Below are 21,153 nucleotides of genomic sequence, written 5' to 3' on the forward strand. Positions count from 1 at the left end.
CGACATGGCGCTGCACTTCCTCGTCGACGACCTCTCCGCCGGGGAGGAGATCGCCCTCACCGGCGCCGAGGCGCACCACGCGGCCGTCGTCCGGCGCGTGCGCGTCGGTGAGGAGGTGACCGTCGGGGACGGGCGCGGCACGTGGCTGACCGGCGATGTCCAGGAGGTGTCGCCCCAGCGCGTCGTGGTCCGCGTCGTCGACAGGCGCATCGTGGCCCCGGCATCCCCGCGTCTCGTCCTGGTGCAGGCGCTTGCGAAGGGCGATCGCGACGAACTGGCCATCCAGGCCGCCACCGAGCTGGGCGTCGATGAGATCGTCCCGTGGCAGGCGGCGCGCAGCGTCTCGCGGTGGACGGGCGACAAGACCGCGAAGGGCGTCGCGCGCTGGTCGACCATCGTGCGCGAAGCGGCGAAGCAGGCGCATCGCGCGTGGGTGCCGCCCGTCGCCGATCCCGTGACGACGGCCCAGATCGCCGCCCGCCGCGCGGCACGCGTGCTCGTGCTGGAGCCGACGGCATCCGCCGCCCTGTCGCACGTGGGAGTGGATGCCGAAGACTCCCGCGACCTCGTCCTCGTGGTCGGTCCGGAAGGGGGCATCGCTCCCGAGGAGCTGGCGACGCTCGCCGCGGCGGGAGCCGAGCTCGTGCGCCTCGGCGACACCGTGCTCCGCACGTCGACCGCCGGCCCCGCGGCGCTGGCGGTGCTCAATGCGCGCCTCGGGCGCTGGTGAGCGCGGCCGCTCCCGCCACCGGTCGAACCCCGCGCCATAGACTGGACGGCATGAGCGAGTCGTCGATCTTCACCCGGATCCTTGAGGGCGAGATCCCCTCCGAGATCATCGCCGAGACCGAGAACGTCTTCGCGATCCGCGACATCGCGCCGCAGGCGCCCGTCCACCTGCTGGTGATCCCGAAGGACGCTCAGTACCGCAACGTGGTCGAGTTGGCCGGCGGCGACCCGGCACTGCTCACCGAGATGATCGGGCTCGCAGGCACCCTCGCGGCCGAGCACGGCGACGGCGACTTCCGTCTCATCTTCAACACGGGTGCCGGTGCGGGGCAGACGGTGTTCCACGTGCACGCCCACGTCCTCTCCGGCGGACTGGAGGAGGGGAGGCTCGGTGGCTGACGACTCCGACGTCACCGAGACCATCTACGCCGACGGCGTCGCGATGGTGCAGCTGCTCGGTCCGCAGGACCGGCTCCTGCGCGTCGTCGAACGCGAGCACCGCGATGTCCAGGTGCATGTGCGGGGGAACGAGATCACCCTCGCCGGCGCTGCGGATGCCGTCGCCCGCGCCCGCGCCCTCGTCGAAGAGCTCATCGCCCTCTCCCGCACCGGTCACGGCCTCGACCCCTCCGACGTCGTGTCGAGCGACCGCATCCTGCGGACCGAGGGCGGACCGCGCCCGTCGGAAGTGCTCGGCGAAGCGATCCTGTCGTCGCGCGGGCGCGTCATCCGGCCGAAGACCCTCGGCCAGAAGGCGTACGTCGATGCGATCGACGAGAACACGATCACGTTCGGCATCGGCCCCGCCGGCACCGGCAAGACCTACCTCGCGATGGCGAAGGCCGTGCAGGCGCTGCAGCGCAAGGAGGTCAGCCGCATCATCCTCAGTCGGCCCGCGATCGAGGCGGGGGAGCGGCTGGGGTTCCTGCCCGGCACCCTCACCGACAAGATCGACCCGTACCTCCGTCCGCTCTACGATGCCCTCAACGAGATGATGGATCCCGAGATCGTGCCGAAGCTCATGGCATCCGGCACCATCGAGGTCGCCCCGCTGGCGTATATGCGCGGGCGCACGCTCAACGACTCGTTCGTCGTCCTCGACGAGGCGCAGAACACGACCCCCGAGCAGATGAAGATGTTCCTCACCCGGCTCGGCTTCGGCACGCGCATGGTCGTCACGGGTGACATCACGCAGATCGACCTTCCGCAGGGCGCATCGGGTCTGCGGCTGGTCACACGCGTCCTGAAGGATGTCGACGACATCGACTTCAGCTATCTGACGAGCGACGACGTCGTGCGCCACACCCTCGTCGGACGCATCGTCGACGCGTACACCGAATACGACGAGCAGCGCCTCGCGTCGCGGCGCGACCGCGACGAGGCGGCGGCGTTCGTGGCATCCAAGGATCCTGCGAACCGCGCCGAGCGCCGCGGGCACGCATCCCGGCCCGGCGGGCCCCGAGACCATCTCCCCAAGCGAGGCATGTCATGACGATCGAGATCACCAACGAGTCCGGTGTGGACGTCGACGAGACGGTGCTGCTCCGCCTGACCGAGCACAACCTCGCGGAGCTCAACGTGAGCGCGGATGCCGACGTCGCGATCCTCCTCGTCGACGAGGGCGCCATGGAGGCGCTGCACGTGCAGTGGATGGACGAGCCCGGTCCGACCGACGTTCTGAGCTTCCCGATGGACGAGCTCCGCCCCGGCACGCAGGAGCAGCCGACGCCCGCAGGCCTCCTCGGCGACATCGTGTTGTGCCCGCAGGTCGCCGAGACGCAGGCGCAGGCGGCGAAGCACTCGACGCTCGACGAGCTGATCCTCCTCACGACGCACGGCACGCTGCACCTGCTCGGCTTCGACCACGCCGAACCCGCCGAAGAGCGCGAGATGTTCGGGCTGCAGCGGGAGCTCATCGCCTCCTTCCAGGCCACCGAGCGCCGACGACGCGCATGACCACCGCGCTGCTCCTCGTCGCTGCGGCACTGCTCGTCGGCCTCGGCGGTCTCATGGCGGCCCTCGACGCGGCTCTCGGCGTGACGGGGCGCAGCGATCTCATGGACTCCGCCGCCACCGGCCGCAACGGCACGTCGCTCATGCGCATCGCGGCCGACCCGGAAGCGCATGGCAACGCGGTCGTGTTCATCCGCATCCTCGCCGAGACGACCGCAGCGGTGCTCGTCACCGCCGCGTTCACGTCCCTGTTCGACAGCATCTGGTGGGCGATGCTCGCCGCCGCGATCCTCATGACCGCCGTCTCGTTCGTCCTCGTCGGCGCGAGCCCGCGTGCCGTCGGCCGCCAGCACGCGCGGGGGCTCCTGCGCGCCTTCGCACCCGTCGTGCGCGGCGCGCGCATCATCCTCGGCCCGCTTGCGCATCTCCTCGTCGTCGTCGGCAACCGCGTGACGCCGGGCGTCCCGCACGGCACGTCGTTCGCGAGCGAGGAGCAACTCCTCTCGATGGTCGACGAGGCCGCCTCGCAGGACCTCATCGAAGAGGATGACCGCGAGCTCATCCACTCGGTCTTCGACTTCACCGACACGTTCGTGCGCGAGGTCATGGTGCCCCGCACCGACATGGTGACGATGGATGCCGCAGCCACCACGCAGGAGGCCATGCAGCTCTTCCTCGACAAGGGCGTTTCGCGCGTTCCCGTCGCCGACGGCGAGGCCGACGACATCACCGGCGTCGTCTACCTGAAGGACCTCGTGCAGTTCGCGTTCCGCGACGAGTCGGCCTGGCGCGGTGCGCCGGTCGCGCAGATCGCGCGCCCGGCGGTCTTCGTGCCCGAGTCGATGAAGGCCGAGACGCTCCTCCAGCAGATGAAGCGGGATGCCGTGCACGTCTGCCTCGTCGTCGACGAGTACGGCGGCGTGTCGGGGCTCGTGACCCTCGAGGACCTCATCGAGGAGCTCGTCGGGGAGATCGCCGACGAGTACGATCCGCGCCAGAGCGAGATCGTCGACCTCGGCGACGGGCGCTACCGCGTGAGCGCGCGACTGGGCCTCGACGAGGTCGGCGAGCTCTTCGGCATCGACCTCGAGGACGAAGACGTCGACTCGGTCGGAGGACTTCTGGGCAAGCTGCTCGGCCGCGTGCCGCTCCCCGGTGCCACCGCTCGGGTCGATGCGCGATTCGATGGTCCGAGCGGCGGCCTCGTGCTCACCGGCGGGACCTCACGCGGCCGCGGACGCGGCCTCGCGACGGTGTTCGTCGAGCGCGTGGACGCACCCGCCGACTCCGAGAAGGCGCTCGGCGGGCGCGCCCCGCGCACCGGCGCGATCCCGATCCCGAAGAACCCGTCGCAGAGAGGTGACCAGCGATGACCGTGCACAGATCCGGCTTCGTGACGTTCGTGGGCCGACCGAACGTGGGCAAGTCCACGCTCACGAATGCGCTCGTGGGCGAGAAGGTCGCCATCACGTCGGACAAGCCGCAGACGACGCGCCGGGCGATCCGCGGCATCCTGAACCGGCCCGCCGGCCAGCTCGTGATCGTCGACACCCCCGGCATCCACAAGCCGCGGACGCTCCTCGGGCAGCGACTGAACGACCTCGTCGAGCAGGTGCTCGGCGACGTCGACGTGATCTGCTTCCTCGTCCCGGCGACCGAGAAGGTGGGGCCCGGAGACCGGCGCATCGCGGCATCCCTCGACGGTTACCCGCGTGCCAAGAAGGTCGCCGTCGTCACCAAGACCGACATCGCGTCCCGCGACGAGATCACCGAGCGGCTCCTGGAAGCCGACGGCCTGCGCGAGGACTGGGCGGCCGTGATCCCGCTCTCGGCGGTCGCCGGCGAACAGCTCGACGTCCTCGCGGACGAGCTGCTGAGTCTGATGCCGGAGGGGCCCGCCCTGTACGAAGAGGGCGTCGTGACCGACGAGTCGCTCGAGGATCGCATCGCCGAGATCATCCGCGAGGCGGCGCTCGACGGGGTGCGTGACGAGCTGCCGCACTCCATCGCGGTCACGATCGAGGACATCGCCGAACGCGAGACCGGGTCGCTGACCGACATCTACGCGAACATCGTCGTCGAGCGCGACAGCCAGAAAGCCATCATCATCGGGCACAAGGGGTCGCGGCTCGCTTCGGTCGGGGCCCGTGCCCGCGCGCAGATCGAGCCCCTCGTCGGAACGAAGGTGTTCCTGAAGCTGCACGTGCGCGTCGCGAAGGAATGGCAGCGCGACCCGAAGCAGCTCGGACGCCTCGGGTTCTGACGCCCGCACGTATCACCGCACGAATCACCGAAGGAGACCATCCGTGTCCGATCCGATGTCTGAGCGCCCCGAGATCACTCCCGCCTCCGTGCCTCCCGTGCTGTATCTGCCGCTCAGCACGCGATCGACTCCCGGCGCCCAGCTCGTCGAGATCCGTGAGCTCCGCGACGGCAGGAAGGCCCTCCTCGCCTACACGGCACTGGACCGACTGCTCACGCTCGCGGGGGATCGCCAGCCGTGGGTGCTGATGCGCACCGAGGACCTGTCCGAGGTCATGCGTGAGCAGCCGTACGACGTGGTCGTCTTCGACCTTCGGATCCCGGACGCCTACCGTCGGGACGGAGTGATCGCATGACGCGCATCGCGATGGATCGGGAGGTGATGGCCCGCCATGTGGAGATGCACGAGGAGATCTCCGAGATCGTCAAAGGCAAGCTCGACGACATCCCATCGGCGGTCGACGGGGGTCTCGCCTCCGACAGCATCGCGGCGATCCTGCAGCGTGTGGGGAACGGCGTCGACGCCCTCTATCGCATCAACGGCACGCTCGGCGAGATCGTGTCCGCCATCGCCGATGACTCGTTGCGCACCGAGGAGGACGCCCTCGAACGACTCGCACCGATCGCACGCGAGCTGGAGGAGCTGAGCTCGTGATCGACACGACGACCAAGGGCGAGCCGGCCCAGGTGCGTGCCGCCGCCGAGTGGCTGGATCCCGGGATGAAGACCGCGGCGGACACGGTGTCCTCGGGTGCCGACCTGATTCCGGTGTCGGTCCGCTCGCACTGGTTCGGCGCATCGGCCGATTCGTATGTGTCGAGCCTCTCCGACCTCGGCGATGCCGCCGACGAGATCGTGCCGGTGGCCCGGGATGCGGCCGAGAAGCTGCGCTCCTACGCGGGACAGCTGGAGCGGATGCGCGACGCCTTCGCGCGCCACCGCGAGAAGGCGGCCGGTGCGGGGCTCACGGTCCAGGGCATGATCATCCAGCGGCCGGTCTCGCTCGTGCCGGTGTGCCCGGCGACCAGTGACGACCCGTACTGGGACGAGTGGCAGGACTTCCTCGATCAGGTCGACGTCTACAACGACATCGCGAAGGACGTGGGTGCGTGGTGGGGCGAGCTCGAGGTGTGGATCGCGGAGAACCTCGACCAGTTCCTCGCCGGTATGCCCTCCGAGACGCTCGCGGAACAGATGCTGACGAGCCTCCGCGGGGTGGGCGGCGCGATCCCGCGCGGCTACCTCGACGCGTCGGCGATGGCGTGGAGCCTAACCGCTGACGACCTCGTGACGCAGGCCGAGGGTCTCCGCGCCGACGCGTCGACCTACGTTCGCCAGCTCCGCTCGGGCAACCCGGCGATCCGCGCTGCGGCGGAGGAAGCCAACCCCCGCGGTATGCGCTGGGCGGCGGACGAGGCCGAAGAGCTCGCTCGACGCCTGTCCCGACTCGGCAAGGCCGTGCCGGTGATCGGGTGGGGAATCGACATCTGGTCGCTCGGATCGGCCATGGAGAGCGGCGACGACCCATCGTCCACCGCGGTGAACATCGCGGGAGGGATCGTTGGCGGCGTGGCCGCGACCGCCGCCGTGGGTGCCCTGGCTGCGGCCGGTGTCGTGACACTGCCGGTGTGGGGCACGGCTCTCGTCGTCACCGGCGCCGCGGTGGCGGTGGGAGCCGGTGCCGTCTGGGCGTACGAGAACTGGGTGCCGCAGGATGTCCGCGAGACGATCGACGCCGGCATGGAGCAGGCGTGGGATGCGACGACGGACTTCGCCGAGGATGCCTGGGAGAACACGACCGACTTCGTCGGTGACGCGTGGAAAGGGGTCTTCGGATGACCCGACGGCAGCCGCAGTCCGTGTTCGTCCCGGGCCGGCGGGGATGGGAGGGCCAGCAGGGCTCGCTCGCGGGAGTCGGGATACTGGTGGCGATCCTCGCCGTGGCGGTCGCCGCGGGCGCGCTGGTCTGGCTGTTCGATCCCGCCCCGGCGATGAAGGCGACGGGGGTCGTCGCGCTCCTCACTCTCGGCCTCGGGATCTGGCTGCTTCTCGTCCAGATCCGGGTGGAGCGCGTTCGTGTCGTGCGGATCGACATCGGTGAGGGCATCGCGCGCTTCTCGGGCGCGGCGGAGGTCCGCCGCGTGCTGCGTCTCCTCGGCGTCTGCGGGATCGCGCTCCTCGCGACGTGGGTCTGGATGATCTCAACCGTCACGTCGACGAACGTCCCGGTGCTGACACTGCTGCTCGTTCCCGTCGTCGCGGTGCTGCTCATCTACGGCGGCGTGCGGGCGTGGGTGGGCGCGGACGGCGCACATGTGCTGACTCTCCGCCCCGACGGCGTCACGCTGAAGGTGCCGCGCAACAACCTCAGCGCGCCGTGGGACGAGGTCGGCGGCGCGCGCCTGGTGGGCAACCGCGTCGAGGTGAGCGTCGCGGGCGGCGGCGGGGTGAGCTTCGCCGCACGCGACTTCGCGAGCGATCCGATCATCCTCGCCGAACTCCTCACCTTCTACGCCCGTACCCCGCACGCGCGGGCCGACATCGGCGACGGGACGCTCGCGCTGCTTCGTGACGGCGCATTCTGAACGGCAGGAGATCTGATGGCACGGCGATGGATCGCGACAGCCGCCGGCGGCCCCGAGACCTGGGAGCTCGTGGATGCCGAGGCGCCAGCACCCGCGACGGGTGAGGTCACGATCCGTGTGGCCGCGGCCGGCGTGAACCCCGCCGACGCGAAGCACGTCGCCGTCGAACGCGGTCAGCGGTGGCCCGTCGCGATCGGCTACGAGGTCTCCGGCGCGGTCTCGGCGATCGGCCCGGACACGCGCATCGGCTCGGGCGAGGTCGCCGTGGGGGACGAGGTCCTGGCCTTCCGCGTCCAGGGCGGCTATGCCACCGAGCTCACCGTCGACGCCTCGACGGTGTTCCACAAGCCCGCGATCCTCACGCACCCGGAGGCGGCGAACCTGCTCCTCACCGGAACCACCGCCGCCGAGATGCTCGCGATCGCGGGCGCGAGGGTGGGGGAGACGATCGTCCTGCACGGTGCGTCGGGGGCGGTCGGGGTCAGCATCCTGCAGCAGGCCGCCGCGTGCGGCATCCGAGTCGTCGGCACGGCGTCCGAGGCGTCGTTCGATCGAGTGCGTGCGTTCGGCGGGATCCCGGTCGCCTACGGCGACGGAGTGCGGGAGCGCATCGCTGCCGCCGCCGACGGGGCACCGCTCGTCGCCGCGCTCGACGCCGTCGGCACATCCGAGGCGATCGACGCCTCGCTCGCGCTCGTCGCGGATCGCTCGCGGATCGTGACGATCGTCGATCCGACCCGCGCCGCACGAGACGGCTTCCGGTGGATCGCGGGTTCCCAGCCCGACAGTGCGCGCTACCGGGATGCCGCACGGGCCCGCATCATCGCGGCCGCGGCATCCGGCGCGCTCACCGTTCCCGTCGCGCGTATCTACCCGCTCGCCGACGCCCGCGCGGCGCTCGCCCTCATCGCCTCGGGGCACCCCGGGGGAGCCCTCGCGCTCGTCCCCTGAGGCCGTGTGCTGAGGACGCCCGCGCGGGTGTACTCTGTCAGCATGCGCTTCGGCCAGCTCCTTCTTAGCTGCCGCGACGAGGCCTCGATCTAGGGCCTTCCTCGTCGCGGAGCTCGTCGTTGGTGCGACACCTGGCCCGCCTCACCAGACGAGAGAAGCCACCCATCATGGAAAACACCCAGAAGCCCTCCGGCGCGCCGGTCCACAAGTACCGCCCGTACCACGAGCAGATCAACGTCTCGCTGCCCGATCGCACGTGGCCCGATGCCCGCATCACGAAGGCGCCGCGCTGGTGCGCGGTCGACCTCCGCGACGGCAACCAGGCGCTCATCGACCCGATGAGCCCCGAACGCAAGCGCGTCATGTTCGAGCTGCTGGTCGGCATGGGATACAAGGAGATCGAGGTCGGATTCCCCTCGGCATCCCAGACCGACTTCGACTTCGTGCGCCAGCTGATCGAAGAAGACCTGATCCCGGACGACGTCACGATCCAGGTGCTGACGCAGGCACGTGAGCACCTGATCGAGCGCACGTACGAGGCGATCGCCGGCGCCAAGCAGGCGATCGTGCACCTCTACAACTCGACGAGTGTGCTGCAGCGCGAGGTCGTCTTCCGCACGGACAAGCAGGGCATCGTCGACATCGCGCTCGAGGGCGCGCGGCTGTGCCGCCGGTTCGAGACGCGGATCCCCCAGACGCGGGTCTACTACGAATACTCGCCCGAGTCGTACACGGGCACCGAGCTCGAGTTCGCCCTCGACGTCTGCAACCAGGTCATCGAGATCTTCGAGCCGACGCCCGACCGCAAGGTGATCATCAACCTGCCGGCGACCGTCGAGATGGCCACGCCGAACGTCTACGCCGACTCGATCGAGTGGATGAGCCGTCGCCTCGCGCACCGCGAGAACGTCATCCTGTCGCTGCACCCGCACAACGACCGCGGCACCGCGATCGCGGCCGCCGAACTCGGCTACATGGCCGGCGCGGACCGCATCGAGGGGTGCCTGTTCGGCAACGGCGAGCGCACCGGCAACGTCGACCTCGTTGCGCTCGGCATCAACCTGCTGACGCAGGGCATCGACCCCGAGATCGACTTCAGCGACATCGACCACGTCAAGCGCACCGCGGAGTACTGCAATCAGCTGCCCGTGCACGAGCGCAGCCCCTGGGCGGGTGACCTCGTGTTCACGGCGTTCTCGGGATCGCACCAGGACGCGATCAAGAAGGGCTTCGAGGCGATGGATGCCACGGCTGCGGCGGCCGGCGTCACCGTCGACGAGATCGAGTGGGCGGTGCCGTACCTGCCGATCGATCCGAAGGACCTCGGCCGCTCGTACGAAGCGGTCATCCGGGTGAACTCGCAGTCGGGCAAGGGCGGCGTCGCCTACCTGCTGAAGACCGACCACGCACTGGACCTGCCGCGGAAGCTCCAGATCGAGTTCTCCGGCGTCGTGCAGACCAAGACGGATGCCGAGGGCGGCGAGGTCTCGAGCGACCAGATCTGGTCGATCTTCACCGATGAGTACCTGCCGGCGGCGTCCGCCTCCGACAAGTGGGGCCGGTTCGAGCTGCTGTCCACGCGCACGCAGAGCGACATGTCGGGCGAGGTCTCGCTCGACGTGACGCTGCGCGACGGTGACGGCGAGGTCGCGACGCGCGGCGTCGGCAACGGCCCGGTGTCGGCGTTCCTCGAGGTCGTGCGCGAGCAGGGCTTCGACATCACGCTGTACGACTACGTCGAGCACACGCTCTCGGCGGGGGGCGACGCCCAGGCGGCGTCGTACGTCGAGCTGCAGGTCGACGGCGAGCGCCTGTGGGGCGTCGGCATCGACGGTGACATCTCCACGGCATCCCTGAAGGCGATCGTGTCCGCCGTCAACCGCGCGATCCGCACGCGCGCGGCCGCCGGCGCCGACCTCGCCGCGGTCTGATCCGCCCCGTCGCCGCCCCGCGCCCGTCGCCCCGCGCCCGTCGCCGAGACTTCACTGGTGCGCCGAGACTGCAGCCACCGCGCGCAGTTTCGGCGCACCACTGCAGTCTCGCGGTCGCGGGGCGGGGGTCGCGGGGACGGGAGAGGGAGGGGGTAGTCGTCAGTCCGCGGGCGGGTGGATGATCGGGATCGCGCTCGTCTCGATCGCGACCTTCCGCCGATGCAGCGCACGCTGCTCGGGGAGGGAGATGTCGAAGATCACGGCGAGCAGACGGATGACGGTCGTGACGATGACGCATGCGACGGCGGCGGCGACGATCGGCGCGCCGAGGGCGGCCGCTCCGGCGAGGACGGCGCACCCCACTCCCGCCGCGACCGCGTACAGCGAACCGACGTGCATGATCGCGACGGGAAGCCCGAGGATGACGTCCCGCAGGATGCCGCCGCCGACGGCCGCGCACACGCCCACGAACACCGCGGGCACGAGCGGGAGTCCGATGACGAGGGCCTTCGCGGTGCCGAAGGCTCCGAACAGGCCGATGACCACGGCATCCAGCGCGACGATGACGGCATTGAGCCTGCGGAAGACCCCCGCCAGGAGCATGCCGACCAGCGACGCCCCGACCGCCGTGAGCAGGTACCAGTTGCTCTGCAGCGTCGTCGGCGCGACGTTCAGCAGCAGGTCGCGGATGAGTCCGCCGCCCATGCCCATCACGATGCCGATGAGGGTCACGCCGAGGAGGTCGAGTCGCTGACGCCCCACGAAGCCGGACGCGAAGAGCGCACCCTGCACACCGCCGAGCCCGACGGCGAGCAGGTCGGCCCACAGCGGGATCACGAAGAGGGGTTGTGTCACCCCTCCATTGTCGTCCCCCCGGCGATAATGGAGGGGTGCCCACCTACCGCGACGAAGTCGTGGTCCTGCGTACCCACAAGCTCGGGGAGGCGGACCGCATCGTGACGATGCTCAGCCGCCGTCACGGCAAGGTGCGCGCCGTCGCGAAGGGCGTGCGTCGCACGTCGTCGAAGTTCGGGGCACGGCTCGAGCCGTTCATGGTCGCCGACGTGCAGCTCTACCAGGGGCGCACGCTCGACATCGTCCAGCAGGCCGAGTCGCTCGGCGCGTACGGCGCGTCGATCGTCACGGACTACGACAGCTACACGGCGGCCCACGCGATGGTCGAGACCGCAGACCGGCTCGGTGACGCGGAGGCGACCCCGCAGCAGTACCTCCTCCTCGTCGGGGGTCTGCGCACGCTGTCGCTCCGCGCGCACACGGCACGGTCCGTGCTCGACTCGTACCTGCTGCGTGCGATGGCGCTCTCCGGATGGGCGCCGTCGCTCGAGGATTGCGCGCGCTGCGGCGCACCGGGCCCGCACGACGGTTTCGTCGCGCAGCTCGGCGGCACCGTGTGCACCGCCTGCGCGCCGGTGGGCTCCGCGCGCCTCCGGCCGGAGACCCGTGCGCACCTGCGCGCGCTCATCGCGGGGGAGTGGGAGAGCGTGGATGCCGCGCCCGACGCGACCTCGGCAGCGGCATCCGGTCTCGTGGCCGCCTACACCCAGTACCACCTGGAGCGCGGCATCCGCTCCCTGTCCCACGTGGAGAACCTGCGGTGAGCCCCAAGCCCTACACGCACCGCGACGCGGTCCCGTACCGCCCGCTCGACTGGACGGGCGTCCACCCGCCCGCGTTCCCCAAGGGGAGCGTGCCCGGCCACGTCGCGATCGTCATGGACGGCAACGGCCGCTGGGCGAACCGCCGCGGCCTCACCCGCATCGAGGGGCATCGCGCGGGCGAGGAGGTCCTGCTCGACGTCGTGGCGGGCGCGATCCAGACGGGGGTGAAGCACCTGAGCGTGTACGCGTTCTCGACGGAGAACTGGACGCGGTCTCCCGACGAGGTCCGCTTCCTCATGGGGTACAACCGCGACGTGCTGCACCGCCGCCGCGATCAGCTCAACGAGTGGGGGGTGCGCATCCGCTGGGCGGGCCGCAGACCGCGACTGTGGGGCTCGGTCATCAAGGAGCTGCAGTACGCCGAGCAGCTCACCCGCGGCAACGACACCCTGACCCTGACGATGTGCATCAACTACGGCGGGCGCCACGAGATCATCGACGCGATGCGCGCGCTCGGCGAGGAGATCGCCGCGGGCCGGCTGAAGCCCTCCGCGATCACGGAGAAGGCCCTCCGCCGACACCTCTACGTCCCCGATATGCCCGATGTCGATCTCTTCCTGCGATCGAGCGGCGAGCAGCGCACGTCGAACTTCCTGCTGTGGGAAGCGGCGTACGCGGAGATGGTCTTCCTCGACACGCTGTGGCCCGACTTCTCGCGCACCGACCTGTGGCACGCGATCGAGGTGTACCTCAGTCGCACCCGCCGCTTCGGCGGAGCGGTCGACGCGCCGACCAACGCGCAGTCCGATTGATGCCGCTGCGGGAATAGATCATGACGCCGTCGCGGTTATGTCTGAGGTGACGGACAAGATCAGAATCGACGTGTGGAGCGACATCGCCTGCCCGTGGTGCTACATCGGCAAGCGCAACCTCGAGACGGGCCTCGCGGCGACGGCCGCTGACGAGAACGCGCCGGAGGTGGAAGTCACCTTCCACTCGTTCGAACTCTCGCCCGACACCCCCGTCGACTTCGACGGGGACGAGCTCGACTTCCTCGCCGGACACAAGGGGATGCCGCGCGAGCGCGTGCAGGAGATGCTCACGAACGTCACGGGTGTCGCGGCGAACGCCGGGCTCGAGTACCGGTTCGATCTGCTGCAGCACACCAACACGGTCAAGGCGCACGAGCTGCTCCATTTCGCGAAGGCGGAGGGCCGGCAGGCGGAGATGGCCGAGCGGCTCATGTCCGCGTACTTCACCGAGGGGCGTCACGTCGGCCGCGTCGACGACCTCGTCGCCCTCGCCGCCGAGGTCGGTCTCGATGCGGATGCCGCGCGCGGCGCGCTCGAATCGGACCGTCACCTCGCGGACGTGCGTGCCGACCAGGCGCAGGCGCAGGCCTACGGCATCCAGGGTGTGCCGTTCTTCGTGATCGACGGCACCTACGGCGTCAGCGGTGCGCAGCCGCCGGAGGCGTTCGCGCAGATCGCTCGCCAGGTGTGGTCGGAGCGGCAGGCCTGAACGGCCTCACCGCGCCTCAGCGCACGGGGAGCGATGCCTCGATCGCCGCGATGACTTCGGGCGCGTCGGGCTTCGTCTGCGGGCGGAAGCGGTGGACGGCGCCGGAGGCGCTGACGAGGAACTTCTCGAAGTTCCACATCACGGGGCCCTTCGCACCCTCGACGTTCTTCGCCTTCTTGAGCGCCTTGTAGAGCGGGGCGGCGTGTGAACCGTTCACGCGGATCTTCTCCGCGACGGGGAACGTGACGCCGTAGGTCACGGAGCAGTACTCGAGGATCTCGTCCATCGAGCCGGGCTCCTGCCCCATGAACTGGTTGCAGGGGAACCCGATCACCTGGAGGCCCCGCTCGCCGTACGTCTTCTGCAGCTGCTCGAGCTGCTCGTACTGCGGCGTGAGGCCGCATTTGGATGCGACGTTGACGATGAGCAGCGTCGAGTCGCCGAATTCGGCGAGGGTGCGTTCGGTGCCTGCGGCATCGGTGTAGGGGATGTCGCGGATGTCCACAGGGGTCGTGTTCGCCATGTTGTCCACGATAGGACCGTCGAGGCGCCTGCGGCGCCGTCATGTCTGGGAGAATGGACAGGATGTCCACCGCCACTCCCGCAGCCTCCGCGCTCGTCGAGGCGACGCCCGCGCTGAAGATCGGGCCGATCACCCTCGACGCGCCCGTCGTGCTCGCGCCGATGGCAGGGATCACGAACACGGCGTTCCGGCGGCTCTGCCGCGAGTACGGCGCGGGTCTGTACGTCAGCGAGATGATCACGACGCGCGCGCTCGTCGAACGCAACGCGACGACGATGCGCCTCATCACGCATCATGAGTCGGAGACGCCCCGCTCGATCCAGCTCTACGGCGTCGACCCCGCGACGACGGAAGCCGCCGTCCGGCTCCTCGTCGAGGAGGACCGCGCCGATCACATCGACCTGAACTTCGGATGCCCCGTGCCCAAGGTCACGCGCAAGGGTGGGGGAGCAGCCCTCCCATGGAAGACGGGCCTCTTCCGCGAGATCGTCACGCGCGCGGCGCGCGCGGCGGGCGATGTGCCGCTCACGGTGAAGATGCGGAAGGGCATCGACGCCGACCATCTCACGTTCCTCGACGCCGGACGCATCGCCGAGGACGCCGGCGTCGCCGCAGTCGCGTTGCACGCCCGGACGGCCGCGGAGTTCTACTCCGGCCACGCCGACTGGTCGGCGATCGCGGCGCTGAAGGAGGCCGTCACGAGCATCCCCGTCCTCGGAAACGGCGACATCTGGTCGGCGGAGGACGCCGTCCGCATGATGGCCGAGACCGGCTGCGACGGCGTGGTCGTCGGCCGCGGCTGCCTCGGCCGACCCTGGCTGTTCGGCGACCTCGCCGCGGCCTTCGGTGCCCCCGGCATCCGTCCCGACGCGACGCTCGGCTACGTCGCGGCCGCCTTCCGCCGCCACGCGGAGCTCCTCGTCGAGTTCTTCGAGGACGAAGGCCGCGGATGCCGCGACATCCGCAAGCACGTCGCGTGGTACTTCAAGGGGTACCCGGTCGGCGGAGAGCTGCGCGCGGCGCTCGCGACGGCATCCACGCTCGCGGAGATCGACGACCTGCTCGGCGCGATGGATCTCGATGCGCCGTACCCCGGTGCGGCTGCCGAGGGCCAGCGCGGGCGCGCGGGTACGCCCAAGCGGCCCGCGCTGCCCGATCGCTGGTTGGACACCCGTGAGATGGCGGGAGACGATGCGCGCACGCTCGCCGACGCCGAACTGGACACCAGTGGCGGGTGAGGGAGGCGCCCTCGGCGCGCTGTCGGGCCGGCCCGCCGGCTACGACGACCACGACGCCGAACGCTTCCTCGCCGAGACGCACCGGTCGCAGCGCGACAGCTTCGCGCGTGACCGTGCCCGTGTGCTGCATTCGGCGGCGCTGCGCCGGCTCGCATCCAAGACGCAGGTGCTCAGCCCCGCGAGCCCGGCGGACTTCGCCCGCAATCGGCTCACCCATTCGCTCGAGGTGGCGCAGGTGGGTCGTGAGCTGGCGGTCGCGCTCGAACTCTCGCCCGACGTCGTCGACACGGCGTGCCTCAGCCACGACATCGGGCATCCGCCCTTCGGCCATAACGGCGAGCGTGCGCTCAACGAATGGGCCGACGACATCGGCGGGTTCGAGGGCAACGCGCAGACCCTCCGCATCCTCTCGCGCCTGGAGCCGAAGGTCGTGGACGCCGCGGGTCGCTCGATCGGACTGAACCTCACCCGCGCGAGCCTCGATGCGACCTGCAAGTACCCCTGGACCGTGGAACACGCCGTTCCGGACCCGGGTGGGCGCGACAAGTTCGGGGTGTATCCGGAGGACGAGGACCTGTTCCGTTGGATGCGCGAGGGCGCGCCGGGGCGCCTGCGCTGCATCGAGGCGGAGGTCATGGACCTCTCCGACGACATCGCCTACTCGGTGCACGACTTCGAAGACGCCGTGCTCAACGGCTACCTCGATCCCGCACGCCTCACCGACCCGCGCGAGCGTGATGCGCTGCTGACGGCGATCCAGACGTGGGTGGGCTACGGGTTCGCGCGGGACGAGCTCGAAGACGCCCTGTACCGCCTGACCCGCCTGCCGGAGTGGCTCACGGAGTTCTCCGGCGACCGCGCGAGCGTGGCGCGGCTGAAGAACCTCACCTCCGACCTCATCGGGCGTTTTGCCCGCGCCGCGACGACCGCGACACGCGAGCACTACATCGGCCCCTCTCTCACGCGCTACCGCGGACGTGTCGTCGTGCCGCGCATCGTCGAGGCCGAGATGGCGGTGCTGAAGGGCATCATCGGCGCGTTCGTCGTCACGATCGACGGACGCAAGGGGCTCTACAAGGAGCAGCGACGCGTCCTCAAGCGTCTCGCGACGGCGCTCTGGGAGCGGCCCGAGCACCTGGATCGCCTCCACGCCGAGGACTTCCGCACGGCGGCGACGGATGCCGCGCGCCGCCGCGTCGTCGTCGATCAGGTCGCGAGCCTCACCGATCGCTTCGCGATCGAATGGCACGCGCGCCTGATCGGGCCGGTGGACCTCCGCGAACTCGGCCTCTGGTCCAGCGACGGCCGCGCGACCGTGCACGCGGGTTTCGCCCTGCCCGAGCCGATCCCCGGGCTCTGGCCGTTGGACGGCGTCTGATGGCGCGCATCGCGCAGGCCGACGTCGACGAGGTCAAGGCGCGGACGAACATCGCCGACATCGTCGGCGAGCGCGTCGCGCTGAAATCGGCCGGCGTCGGATCCCTGAAGGGCCTGTGCCCCTTCCACGACGAGCGCAGTCCGAGCTTCCACGTGCGACCGCAGGTCGGGTACTACCACTGCTTCGGGTGCGGGGAGTCGGGCGACGTGTACTCGTTCCTCCGCGCCATGGACCACCTGTCGTTCACCGAAGCCGTCGAACGCCTCGCGGGGCGGATCGGCTACACGCTGCACTACGAGGACGGGGGAGCGGCGCCCGAGACGAGCGGGCGCACGCGCCTCTACCAGGCGAACACGGCCGCCGCGGAGTGGTTCCGCAGCCAGCTCGCGACGCCCGAGGCCGACGCCGCCCGCCGATTCCTCGGCGAGCGCGGTTTCGACGCGGGCGCGGCGGCGCACTTCGGCGTCGGCTACGCGCCGAAGGGGTGGAACGGTGCCCGGGATGCGTTGCGCAGCCAGGGATTCACCGACGAGGAGCTCCTCGCCGCCGGCATCCTGTCGCAGGGTCAGCGCGGGGGCTACGATCGCTTCCGCGGGCGCGTGATCTGGCCGATCCGCGACATCACCGGTCAGACGATCGGCTTCGGCGCGCGTCGCCTCTACGACGACGATCAGGGCCCCAAGTACCTCAACACCCCGGAGACGCCGATCTACAAGAAGGCGCAGGTGCTGTACGGCCTCGATCTCGCCAAGAAGGAGGTCTCCCGTTCGCACCGCGTCGTCGTCGTCGAGGGCTACACCGACGTCATGGCGTGTCACCTCGCGGGCGTCACGAGCGCGATCGCGACCTGCGGGACGGCGTTCGGCTCGGAGCACATGCGCGTCGTCGGACGCATCGTCGGCACGGAGAGCTCCGGCGAGGTCGTCTTCACCTTCGATCCGGATGCCGCCGGTCAGAAGGCCGCCGTCCGCGCCTTCGCCGAAGCACGCACGTCGACCCTGCAGAGCTACGTCGCGGTCGGACCCGAGGGCCTCGACCCGTGCGATCTGCGCCTCAACCGCGGCGACGGGGCCGTGCGGTCGATGATCGAGACCAAGTCGCCCCTGTTCGAGTTCGTCATCGACCAGCGCATCGCGGGGCACGATCTCGCATCCGTGGAGGGTCGGGTCGCGGCTCTCGCTTCGGCGGCGCCGATCGTCGCGGAGATCAAGGACAGCGGCATCCGCGGGCGCTACGAGCACGTCCTCGCACGGCGGCTCGGCGAGGACCTCCGCGAGGTGCATCGCGCGGTGGCTCGCGCCGCCACGCGCTCCGACGGCGGATCGGCGACGGCCGCGGGTCCCGGACCCGGAGGGCGGGCCGCCCCGGGAGCGGCACAGGGAATGACGCCCGGAGCGACACCGGGCGGAGCAGCCGGGGAGGCACCCGCCGCCCCCCGCGCGACGATCGCGACCCTGCCGCGGTCGTCCGATGCCGCGCTCGAGCGCGATGCGCTCATGGGCATCCTGCAGTACGGCCACGTCGTGGACGCCGCCGAGATCGACGCCGCGCTGGCCCTGCCGATGACGGTGCCGGCGCTGGATGCCGTGCGCCAGGCACTGCTGGCGCAGCCGGACCGCACGCGTATCGGGTGGGCGGTGACGGCTGCCGAAGCGGTGCGCGAGCCGTTCCGCTCGCTCGCGGTGGAACTCCTGACGGCGAGCTTCCCCGCCCTCTCCGAGGCAGAGGCGCATTCGTCGACGCGGTCCCTCGCGCGGACGCTCCGGATCCGCGCGATCGATCGGGAGAAGTCGGCGCTGCTCGGTGCGATCCAGCGTGTTCCGGCCGAATCGGAGGAAGGGCGGGCGGTTCGCCTGCAGCTGCGCGATCTCGACGCGCGGCGGCGCACCCTCGCCGAAGGGGCGTGAGACGCTGCGCTGGCGCGCCCGGCGCGAACCCGGCAGGATGATCGCATGCAGCGACGCCCCGTGAACGATCTCGCCGTGCACTGCGACGACCTCTCGGTCGCGCGTGGAGGTGTGCGGGTGGTCGAGGGCGTGACGCTGCGTCTCGAGGCGGCGCGCGCGCTCGCGCTCATGGGGCCGACGGGCGCGGGCAAGTCGAGTCTCGCCGCGATCCTCGCCGGTGCCGACAACGCGAGTCTCACCGTCGTCGGGGGCGCAGCGCACGTCGCGGGCATCTCGGTGCGCAGAGGCGGTCGCGCGCGGCGCGTGCGGTCGTACCTGACGGGCTATCTCGAGCAGGGTGCGGGGGCACAGCTCGCGGCGCGGATGACGGTTGCGGAGCTGATCGGCGAGCCGGTCACCTCGCGCGATCGACGCGTCAACCAGCGGGCGCTCTCCTACCGCATCGCGGGCCTCCTCGACGAGGTGCAGCTTCCTCTCGGCGCGGCCGCGAAGTATCCGTACGAACTCAGCTCGGGCATGCGCCAGCGGGTCGCCCTCGCGCGCGCCCTCGTCCTGCAGCCGCGCGTGTTCATCGGCGATGATCCGTACGCGAACCTCGATCCCGAAGTCCGCCTCGCCGCGCGCGACGCCCTTCTGCGACGGCGCGACGAGGAGGCGATGGCGATCCTCATCGTGACGAACGACGCTGTCGCGGTGCAGGAACTGGATGCCGATGTGCTGGTGCTGCGCGGCGGTCACCCCGTCGGATTCGGACACGGCACGAGCGACGTCCTCTGGACTCCCGATGAGGCGACACGCCTCGCGTCGTAGTCGCGCGCGGTCACGAGCACCCTTGCGGATTTGCTAGTATGGACGGGTTGCCCGCTCGCGGGTGACTGATCCTCGGTAGCTCAATTGGCAGAGCAGCCGGCTGTTAACCGGCAGGTTCTTGGTTCGAGTCCAAGCCGGGGAGCCACGCAGAAGGCCCGGAATTCCTGAGTAAAACCAGGTTCCGGGCCTTCTTCCTTTTCGCTGCTGAAATCGGAAATCAGCGCGAATTCAGCGCGAGTGTTTCGCACGCGCGCGCCGTCAGCGCGGATCTCGGATTGCTCCGCCAAGATGAGAACATGCAGTGGCGCTCGCGAAGATCCGACCCGACCGACCTGGCGGCGCTTCACCCTGGTGTACCGACATGGATGCTTCGTCCCCTGGTTATGTGGGCCACCGCTGTGATGGGGATGCGCAAGACGAATCACGGCACGCTCGAAGGCCCCTACTCGCCCGACCCCGAGTTGCTACAAGAGTTCGAGACAGCCACGCGGCGCCCTCGATCCTTGCTGTCGAACCTCCGACAGACGGCTGTCCAAGGGCTGTACGACGCGATGGGTGTTGACGAGTTTCTGGACTTCATCGACTTTCTCGTCTTCCACGTCGAGAGGCTCGGCTGGCAAGCTAGCGAGTTTCAAGACGCCCTCGAAGACCTCCTCCGCGACGCAGGTTCGGAGTGGGCGGTGGGTGATCGGGATGGACACGCCTCCCTGGAGAAGCGAGTGCCCGAGGGCGTAGCGCTGGCCGCAACAGACATCGTCGCAAGTTCTGGGAGTGCCGGAACGCTCTTGGCGGAGGCGTGGCACGCTGCGTTCGGCCGCTCGCCCGACGCCGAAGAGGCGTACGAGAAGGCGATCAAGGCAGTCGAGGAAGCCGGATATGACAAGGTGTCACCCAAGAACGCGAAAGCCACGCTCGGGTCCATGGTCCGGGACATGAAGGTTCAGAGGGATTGGGCGATCGACTTCGGACCTTCGCACGGCAACGTGGCTGTACAGATGGCGGAAGCGCTATGGGTCGACCAGGAGAGCCGCCACGGCGGCAACAACTACCGCAAGCCAACTCAAGCCGAGGCTGAGGCCGCGGTCCTGCTCGCGGTGCCACTTGTGCAGTGGTTCACTTCGGGCGCTATCGCTAGACGATCCGACGCTCCATCGGTGTGAAGATGATGTACTTCGGAGGCATTGCGATTCCTTCCGTTGGGGTTGGCTGTCGTGCGCCTAGGCGGCGCTGGTCTCGACGGCCGGAGCGTTAGCTAGGGCCTCGGCGAGTTGTGGGTTGGTCGCGGCGAACGGCTGGAGGATCGCATGGCGCAGGATCGCCGCCTTGCTCACCCCGCCGCTCATGGCCACGAGCTCGTCACAGCTGCGTCAAAGTCGGCGGGGATTTGGGTCTGCACGGTCACGCTGCCCTCTGACAATGTGCGGCGGCGTCCTCTGGGCACTTCGGCTCCACTCATTTGGTGCGGCAGTAAGTCAAGTCTTCCCTGCCGGCGGCCCTCCGCGCTTGAAGCTCTGAAAATCAATCCCAGGTCAGCGGCCATAAAAGTTGCAGAGTGAGTGTTGCATAGCGAGCAGGCGCTCGTCCTGCGACCATGGATTGATGACTGATGACTGATGACTGATGACTGATGACTGATGACTCGGACCTGGACACTCCGAACTGTTCGCAGCGTCTTCATCCGATGGAGCCGCGACTGGGCGCGTGGTGCTGCGAGAGCTGCAAGCGCGCGCTCCGTCCGGAGGACGC

22 protein-coding genes and 1 tRNA gene are annotated in these 21,153 nt (G+C 69.9%); 21 read left to right on the forward strand and 2 right to left on the reverse strand.

The genetic code is table 11. The annotated features are described in order from the left end of the window. Positions 1-4 precede the first annotated feature (4 nt). The 12 genes from J0I43_RS07175 to leuA all read left to right on the forward strand — a co-directional run bounded on the left by J0I43_RS07175 (position 5) and on the right by leuA (position 10,411). A complete protein-coding gene (locus J0I43_RS07175; protein ID WP_292861207.1) occupies positions 5-730 on the forward strand; it encodes a 16S rRNA (uracil(1498)-N(3))-methyltransferase in 726 nt (241 codons plus the stop codon). Positions 731-780: 50 nt separating this feature from the next. Next, positions 781-1,128 (forward strand): HIT domain-containing protein, encoded by a 348-nt coding sequence (locus J0I43_RS07180; RefSeq protein WP_292861210.1) that lies wholly within the window; start codon positions 781-783, stop codon positions 1,126-1,128. Positions 1,129-1,171: 43 nt separating this feature from the next. After that, positions 1,172-2,221: a PhoH family protein gene (locus tag J0I43_RS07185; RefSeq protein WP_292861956.1), complete on the forward strand. Its 1,050-nt coding sequence runs from the start codon at positions 1,172-1,174 to the stop codon at positions 2,219-2,221. Continuing rightward, on the forward strand, positions 2,218-2,685 hold the full coding sequence (gene ybeY / locus J0I43_RS07190) for an rRNA maturation RNase YbeY (protein WP_292861213.1): 468 nt from the start codon (positions 2,218-2,220) through the stop codon (positions 2,683-2,685). Before J0I43_RS07185 ends, ybeY begins: the two co-directional genes overlap by 4 nt. Beyond that, complete coding sequence (locus J0I43_RS07195; protein ID WP_292861216.1) at positions 2,682-4,055, forward strand: hemolysin family protein; 1,374 nt, start codon at positions 2,682-2,684, stop codon at positions 4,053-4,055. The genes ybeY and J0I43_RS07195 overlap by 4 nt, the downstream gene beginning before the upstream one ends. After that, positions 4,052-4,945, forward strand: coding sequence for a GTPase Era (gene era / locus J0I43_RS07200; protein WP_292861219.1), 894 nt, complete (start codon positions 4,052-4,054; stop codon positions 4,943-4,945). Before J0I43_RS07195 ends, era begins: the two co-directional genes overlap by 4 nt. Before the next feature lie 43 nt (positions 4,946-4,988). Then, positions 4,989-5,300: an SAV_915 family protein gene (locus J0I43_RS07205; RefSeq protein ID WP_292861222.1), complete on the forward strand. Its 312-nt coding sequence runs from the start codon at positions 4,989-4,991 to the stop codon at positions 5,298-5,300. Further along, the gene (locus J0I43_RS07210) at positions 5,297-5,599 is read left to right on the forward strand and encodes a hypothetical protein (protein WP_292861225.1); all 303 of its coding nucleotides are present in this window, start codon (positions 5,297-5,299) and stop codon (positions 5,597-5,599) included. Before J0I43_RS07205 ends, J0I43_RS07210 begins: the two co-directional genes overlap by 4 nt. Continuing rightward, entirely contained in the window at positions 5,596-6,783 is a 1,188-nt protein-coding gene (locus J0I43_RS07215; protein WP_292861228.1) for a hypothetical protein, read from the forward strand. Before J0I43_RS07210 ends, J0I43_RS07215 begins: the two co-directional genes overlap by 4 nt. Continuing rightward, complete coding sequence (locus tag J0I43_RS07220) at positions 6,780-7,529, forward strand: hypothetical protein (protein ID WP_292861231.1); 750 nt, start codon at positions 6,780-6,782, stop codon at positions 7,527-7,529. The genes J0I43_RS07215 and J0I43_RS07220 overlap by 4 nt, the downstream gene beginning before the upstream one ends. A 15-nt stretch (positions 7,530-7,544) precedes the next feature. Continuing rightward, entirely contained in the window at positions 7,545-8,480 is a 936-nt protein-coding gene (locus J0I43_RS07225; RefSeq protein WP_292861234.1) for a zinc-binding dehydrogenase, read from the forward strand. A gap of 167 nt (positions 8,481-8,647) precedes the next feature. Continuing rightward, complete coding sequence (gene leuA / locus J0I43_RS07230) at positions 8,648-10,411, forward strand: 2-isopropylmalate synthase (RefSeq protein ID WP_292861237.1); 1,764 nt, start codon at positions 8,648-8,650, stop codon at positions 10,409-10,411. 159 nt (positions 10,412-10,570) lie between these two features. Here leuA and J0I43_RS07235 read toward each other — a convergent pair whose 3' ends face one another. Further along, positions 10,571-11,266 (reverse strand): TRIC cation channel family protein, encoded by a 696-nt coding sequence (locus tag J0I43_RS07235; protein ID WP_292861240.1) that lies wholly within the window; start codon positions 11,264-11,266, stop codon positions 10,571-10,573. Positions 11,267-11,301: 35 nt separating this feature from the next. Here J0I43_RS07235 and recO point away from each other — a divergent pair, with 35 nt between their 5' ends. The 3 genes from recO to J0I43_RS07250 are packed head-to-tail and all read left to right on the forward strand — an operon-like array spanning position 11,302 to position 13,551. Then, positions 11,302-12,030 (forward strand): DNA repair protein RecO, encoded by a 729-nt coding sequence (gene recO, locus J0I43_RS07240; RefSeq protein WP_292861243.1) that lies wholly within the window; start codon positions 11,302-11,304, stop codon positions 12,028-12,030. Next, positions 12,027-12,842: an isoprenyl transferase gene (locus J0I43_RS07245; RefSeq protein ID WP_292861246.1), complete on the forward strand. Its 816-nt coding sequence runs from the start codon at positions 12,027-12,029 to the stop codon at positions 12,840-12,842. Before recO ends, J0I43_RS07245 begins: the two co-directional genes overlap by 4 nt. A 46-nt stretch (positions 12,843-12,888) precedes the next feature. Then, complete coding sequence (locus J0I43_RS07250; RefSeq protein ID WP_292861249.1) at positions 12,889-13,551, forward strand: DsbA family oxidoreductase; 663 nt, start codon at positions 12,889-12,891, stop codon at positions 13,549-13,551. A 16-nt stretch (positions 13,552-13,567) separates the two neighbouring features. On the opposite strand, the gene J0I43_RS07255 is transcribed toward J0I43_RS07250, so the two are convergent. Then, positions 13,568-14,074 (reverse strand): glutathione peroxidase, encoded by a 507-nt coding sequence (locus J0I43_RS07255; protein ID WP_292861252.1) that lies wholly within the window; start codon positions 14,072-14,074, stop codon positions 13,568-13,570. Between the two features lie 62 nt (positions 14,075-14,136). Here J0I43_RS07255 and dusB point away from each other — a divergent pair, with 62 nt between their 5' ends. The 6 genes from dusB (at position 14,137) to J0I43_RS07285 (ending at position 20,567) form a co-directional block, all read left to right on the forward strand. Beyond that, the gene (dusB, locus tag J0I43_RS07260) at positions 14,137-15,312 is read left to right on the forward strand and encodes a tRNA dihydrouridine synthase DusB (protein WP_292861255.1); all 1,176 of its coding nucleotides are present in this window, start codon (positions 14,137-14,139) and stop codon (positions 15,310-15,312) included. Beyond that, positions 15,266-16,690: a deoxyguanosinetriphosphate triphosphohydrolase gene (locus J0I43_RS07265; protein ID WP_292861258.1), complete on the forward strand. Its 1,425-nt coding sequence runs from the start codon at positions 15,266-15,268 to the stop codon at positions 16,688-16,690. Before dusB ends, J0I43_RS07265 begins: the two co-directional genes overlap by 47 nt. Beyond that, on the forward strand, positions 16,690-18,597 hold the full coding sequence (gene dnaG / locus J0I43_RS07270) for a DNA primase (RefSeq protein WP_292861261.1): 1,908 nt from the start codon (positions 16,690-16,692) through the stop codon (positions 18,595-18,597). The genes J0I43_RS07265 and dnaG overlap by 1 nt, the downstream gene beginning before the upstream one ends. A 45-nt stretch (positions 18,598-18,642) precedes the next feature. Continuing rightward, positions 18,643-19,407 carry an ATP-binding cassette domain-containing protein gene (locus J0I43_RS07275; RefSeq protein WP_292861264.1) on the forward strand — a complete coding sequence of 255 codons (765 nt, stop codon included), beginning with the start codon at positions 18,643-18,645 and terminating at the stop codon, positions 19,405-19,407. Positions 19,408-19,476: 69 nt separating this feature from the next. After that, positions 19,477-19,552: transfer RNA gene (locus J0I43_RS07280), tRNA-Asn, on the forward strand. A gap of 151 nt (positions 19,553-19,703) precedes the next feature. After that, positions 19,704-20,567: a hypothetical protein gene (locus tag J0I43_RS07285; protein WP_292861266.1), complete on the forward strand. Its 864-nt coding sequence runs from the start codon at positions 19,704-19,706 to the stop codon at positions 20,565-20,567. The last annotated feature ends 586 nt before the right edge of the window (positions 20,568-21,153 follow it).

It is taken from the genome of Microbacterium sp. (assembly GCF_017305435.1).
Taxonomy (GTDB): Bacteria; Actinomycetota; Actinomycetes; order Actinomycetales; family Microbacteriaceae; genus Microbacterium.

What these genes read in the sequence shown, in the direction of transcription:
- J0I43_RS07175 (WP_292861207.1), top strand. Translation starts at nt 5, where the DNA reads ATGGCGCTGCACTTCCTCGTCGACGACCTCTCCGCCGGGGAGGAGATC.
- J0I43_RS07180 (WP_292861210.1), top strand. Translation starts at nt 781, where the DNA reads ATGAGCGAGTCGTCGATCTTCACCCGGATCCTTGAGGGCGAGATCCCC.
- J0I43_RS07185 (WP_292861956.1), top strand. Translation starts at nt 1,172, where the DNA reads ATGGTGCAGCTGCTCGGTCCGCAGGACCGGCTCCTGCGCGTCGTCGAA.
- ybeY (WP_292861213.1), top strand. Translation starts at nt 2,218, where the DNA reads ATGACGATCGAGATCACCAACGAGTCCGGTGTGGACGTCGACGAGACG.
- J0I43_RS07195 (WP_292861216.1), top strand. Translation starts at nt 2,682, where the DNA reads ATGACCACCGCGCTGCTCCTCGTCGCTGCGGCACTGCTCGTCGGCCTC.
- era (WP_292861219.1), top strand. Translation starts at nt 4,052, where the DNA reads ATGACCGTGCACAGATCCGGCTTCGTGACGTTCGTGGGCCGACCGAAC.
- J0I43_RS07210 (WP_292861225.1), top strand. Translation starts at nt 5,297, where the DNA reads ATGACGCGCATCGCGATGGATCGGGAGGTGATGGCCCGCCATGTGGAG.
- J0I43_RS07220 (WP_292861231.1), top strand. Translation starts at nt 6,780, where the DNA reads ATGACCCGACGGCAGCCGCAGTCCGTGTTCGTCCCGGGCCGGCGGGGA.
- J0I43_RS07225 (WP_292861234.1), top strand. Translation starts at nt 7,545, where the DNA reads ATGGCACGGCGATGGATCGCGACAGCCGCCGGCGGCCCCGAGACCTGG.
- leuA (WP_292861237.1), top strand. Translation starts at nt 8,648, where the DNA reads ATGGAAAACACCCAGAAGCCCTCCGGCGCGCCGGTCCACAAGTACCGC.
- J0I43_RS07255 (WP_292861252.1), bottom strand. Translation starts at nt 14,074, where the DNA reads ATGGCGAACACGACCCCTGTGGACATCCGCGACATCCCCTACACCGAT.
- dusB (WP_292861255.1), top strand. Translation starts at nt 14,137, where the DNA reads ATGTCCACCGCCACTCCCGCAGCCTCCGCGCTCGTCGAGGCGACGCCC.
- J0I43_RS07265 (WP_292861258.1), top strand. Translation starts at nt 15,266, where the DNA reads ATGCGCGCACGCTCGCCGACGCCGAACTGGACACCAGTGGCGGGTGAG.
- dnaG (WP_292861261.1), top strand. Translation starts at nt 16,690, where the DNA reads ATGGCGCGCATCGCGCAGGCCGACGTCGACGAGGTCAAGGCGCGGACG.
- J0I43_RS07275 (WP_292861264.1), top strand. Translation starts at nt 18,643, where the DNA reads ATGCAGCGACGCCCCGTGAACGATCTCGCCGTGCACTGCGACGACCTC.
- J0I43_RS07285 (WP_292861266.1), top strand. Translation starts at nt 19,704, where the DNA reads ATGCAGTGGCGCTCGCGAAGATCCGACCCGACCGACCTGGCGGCGCTT.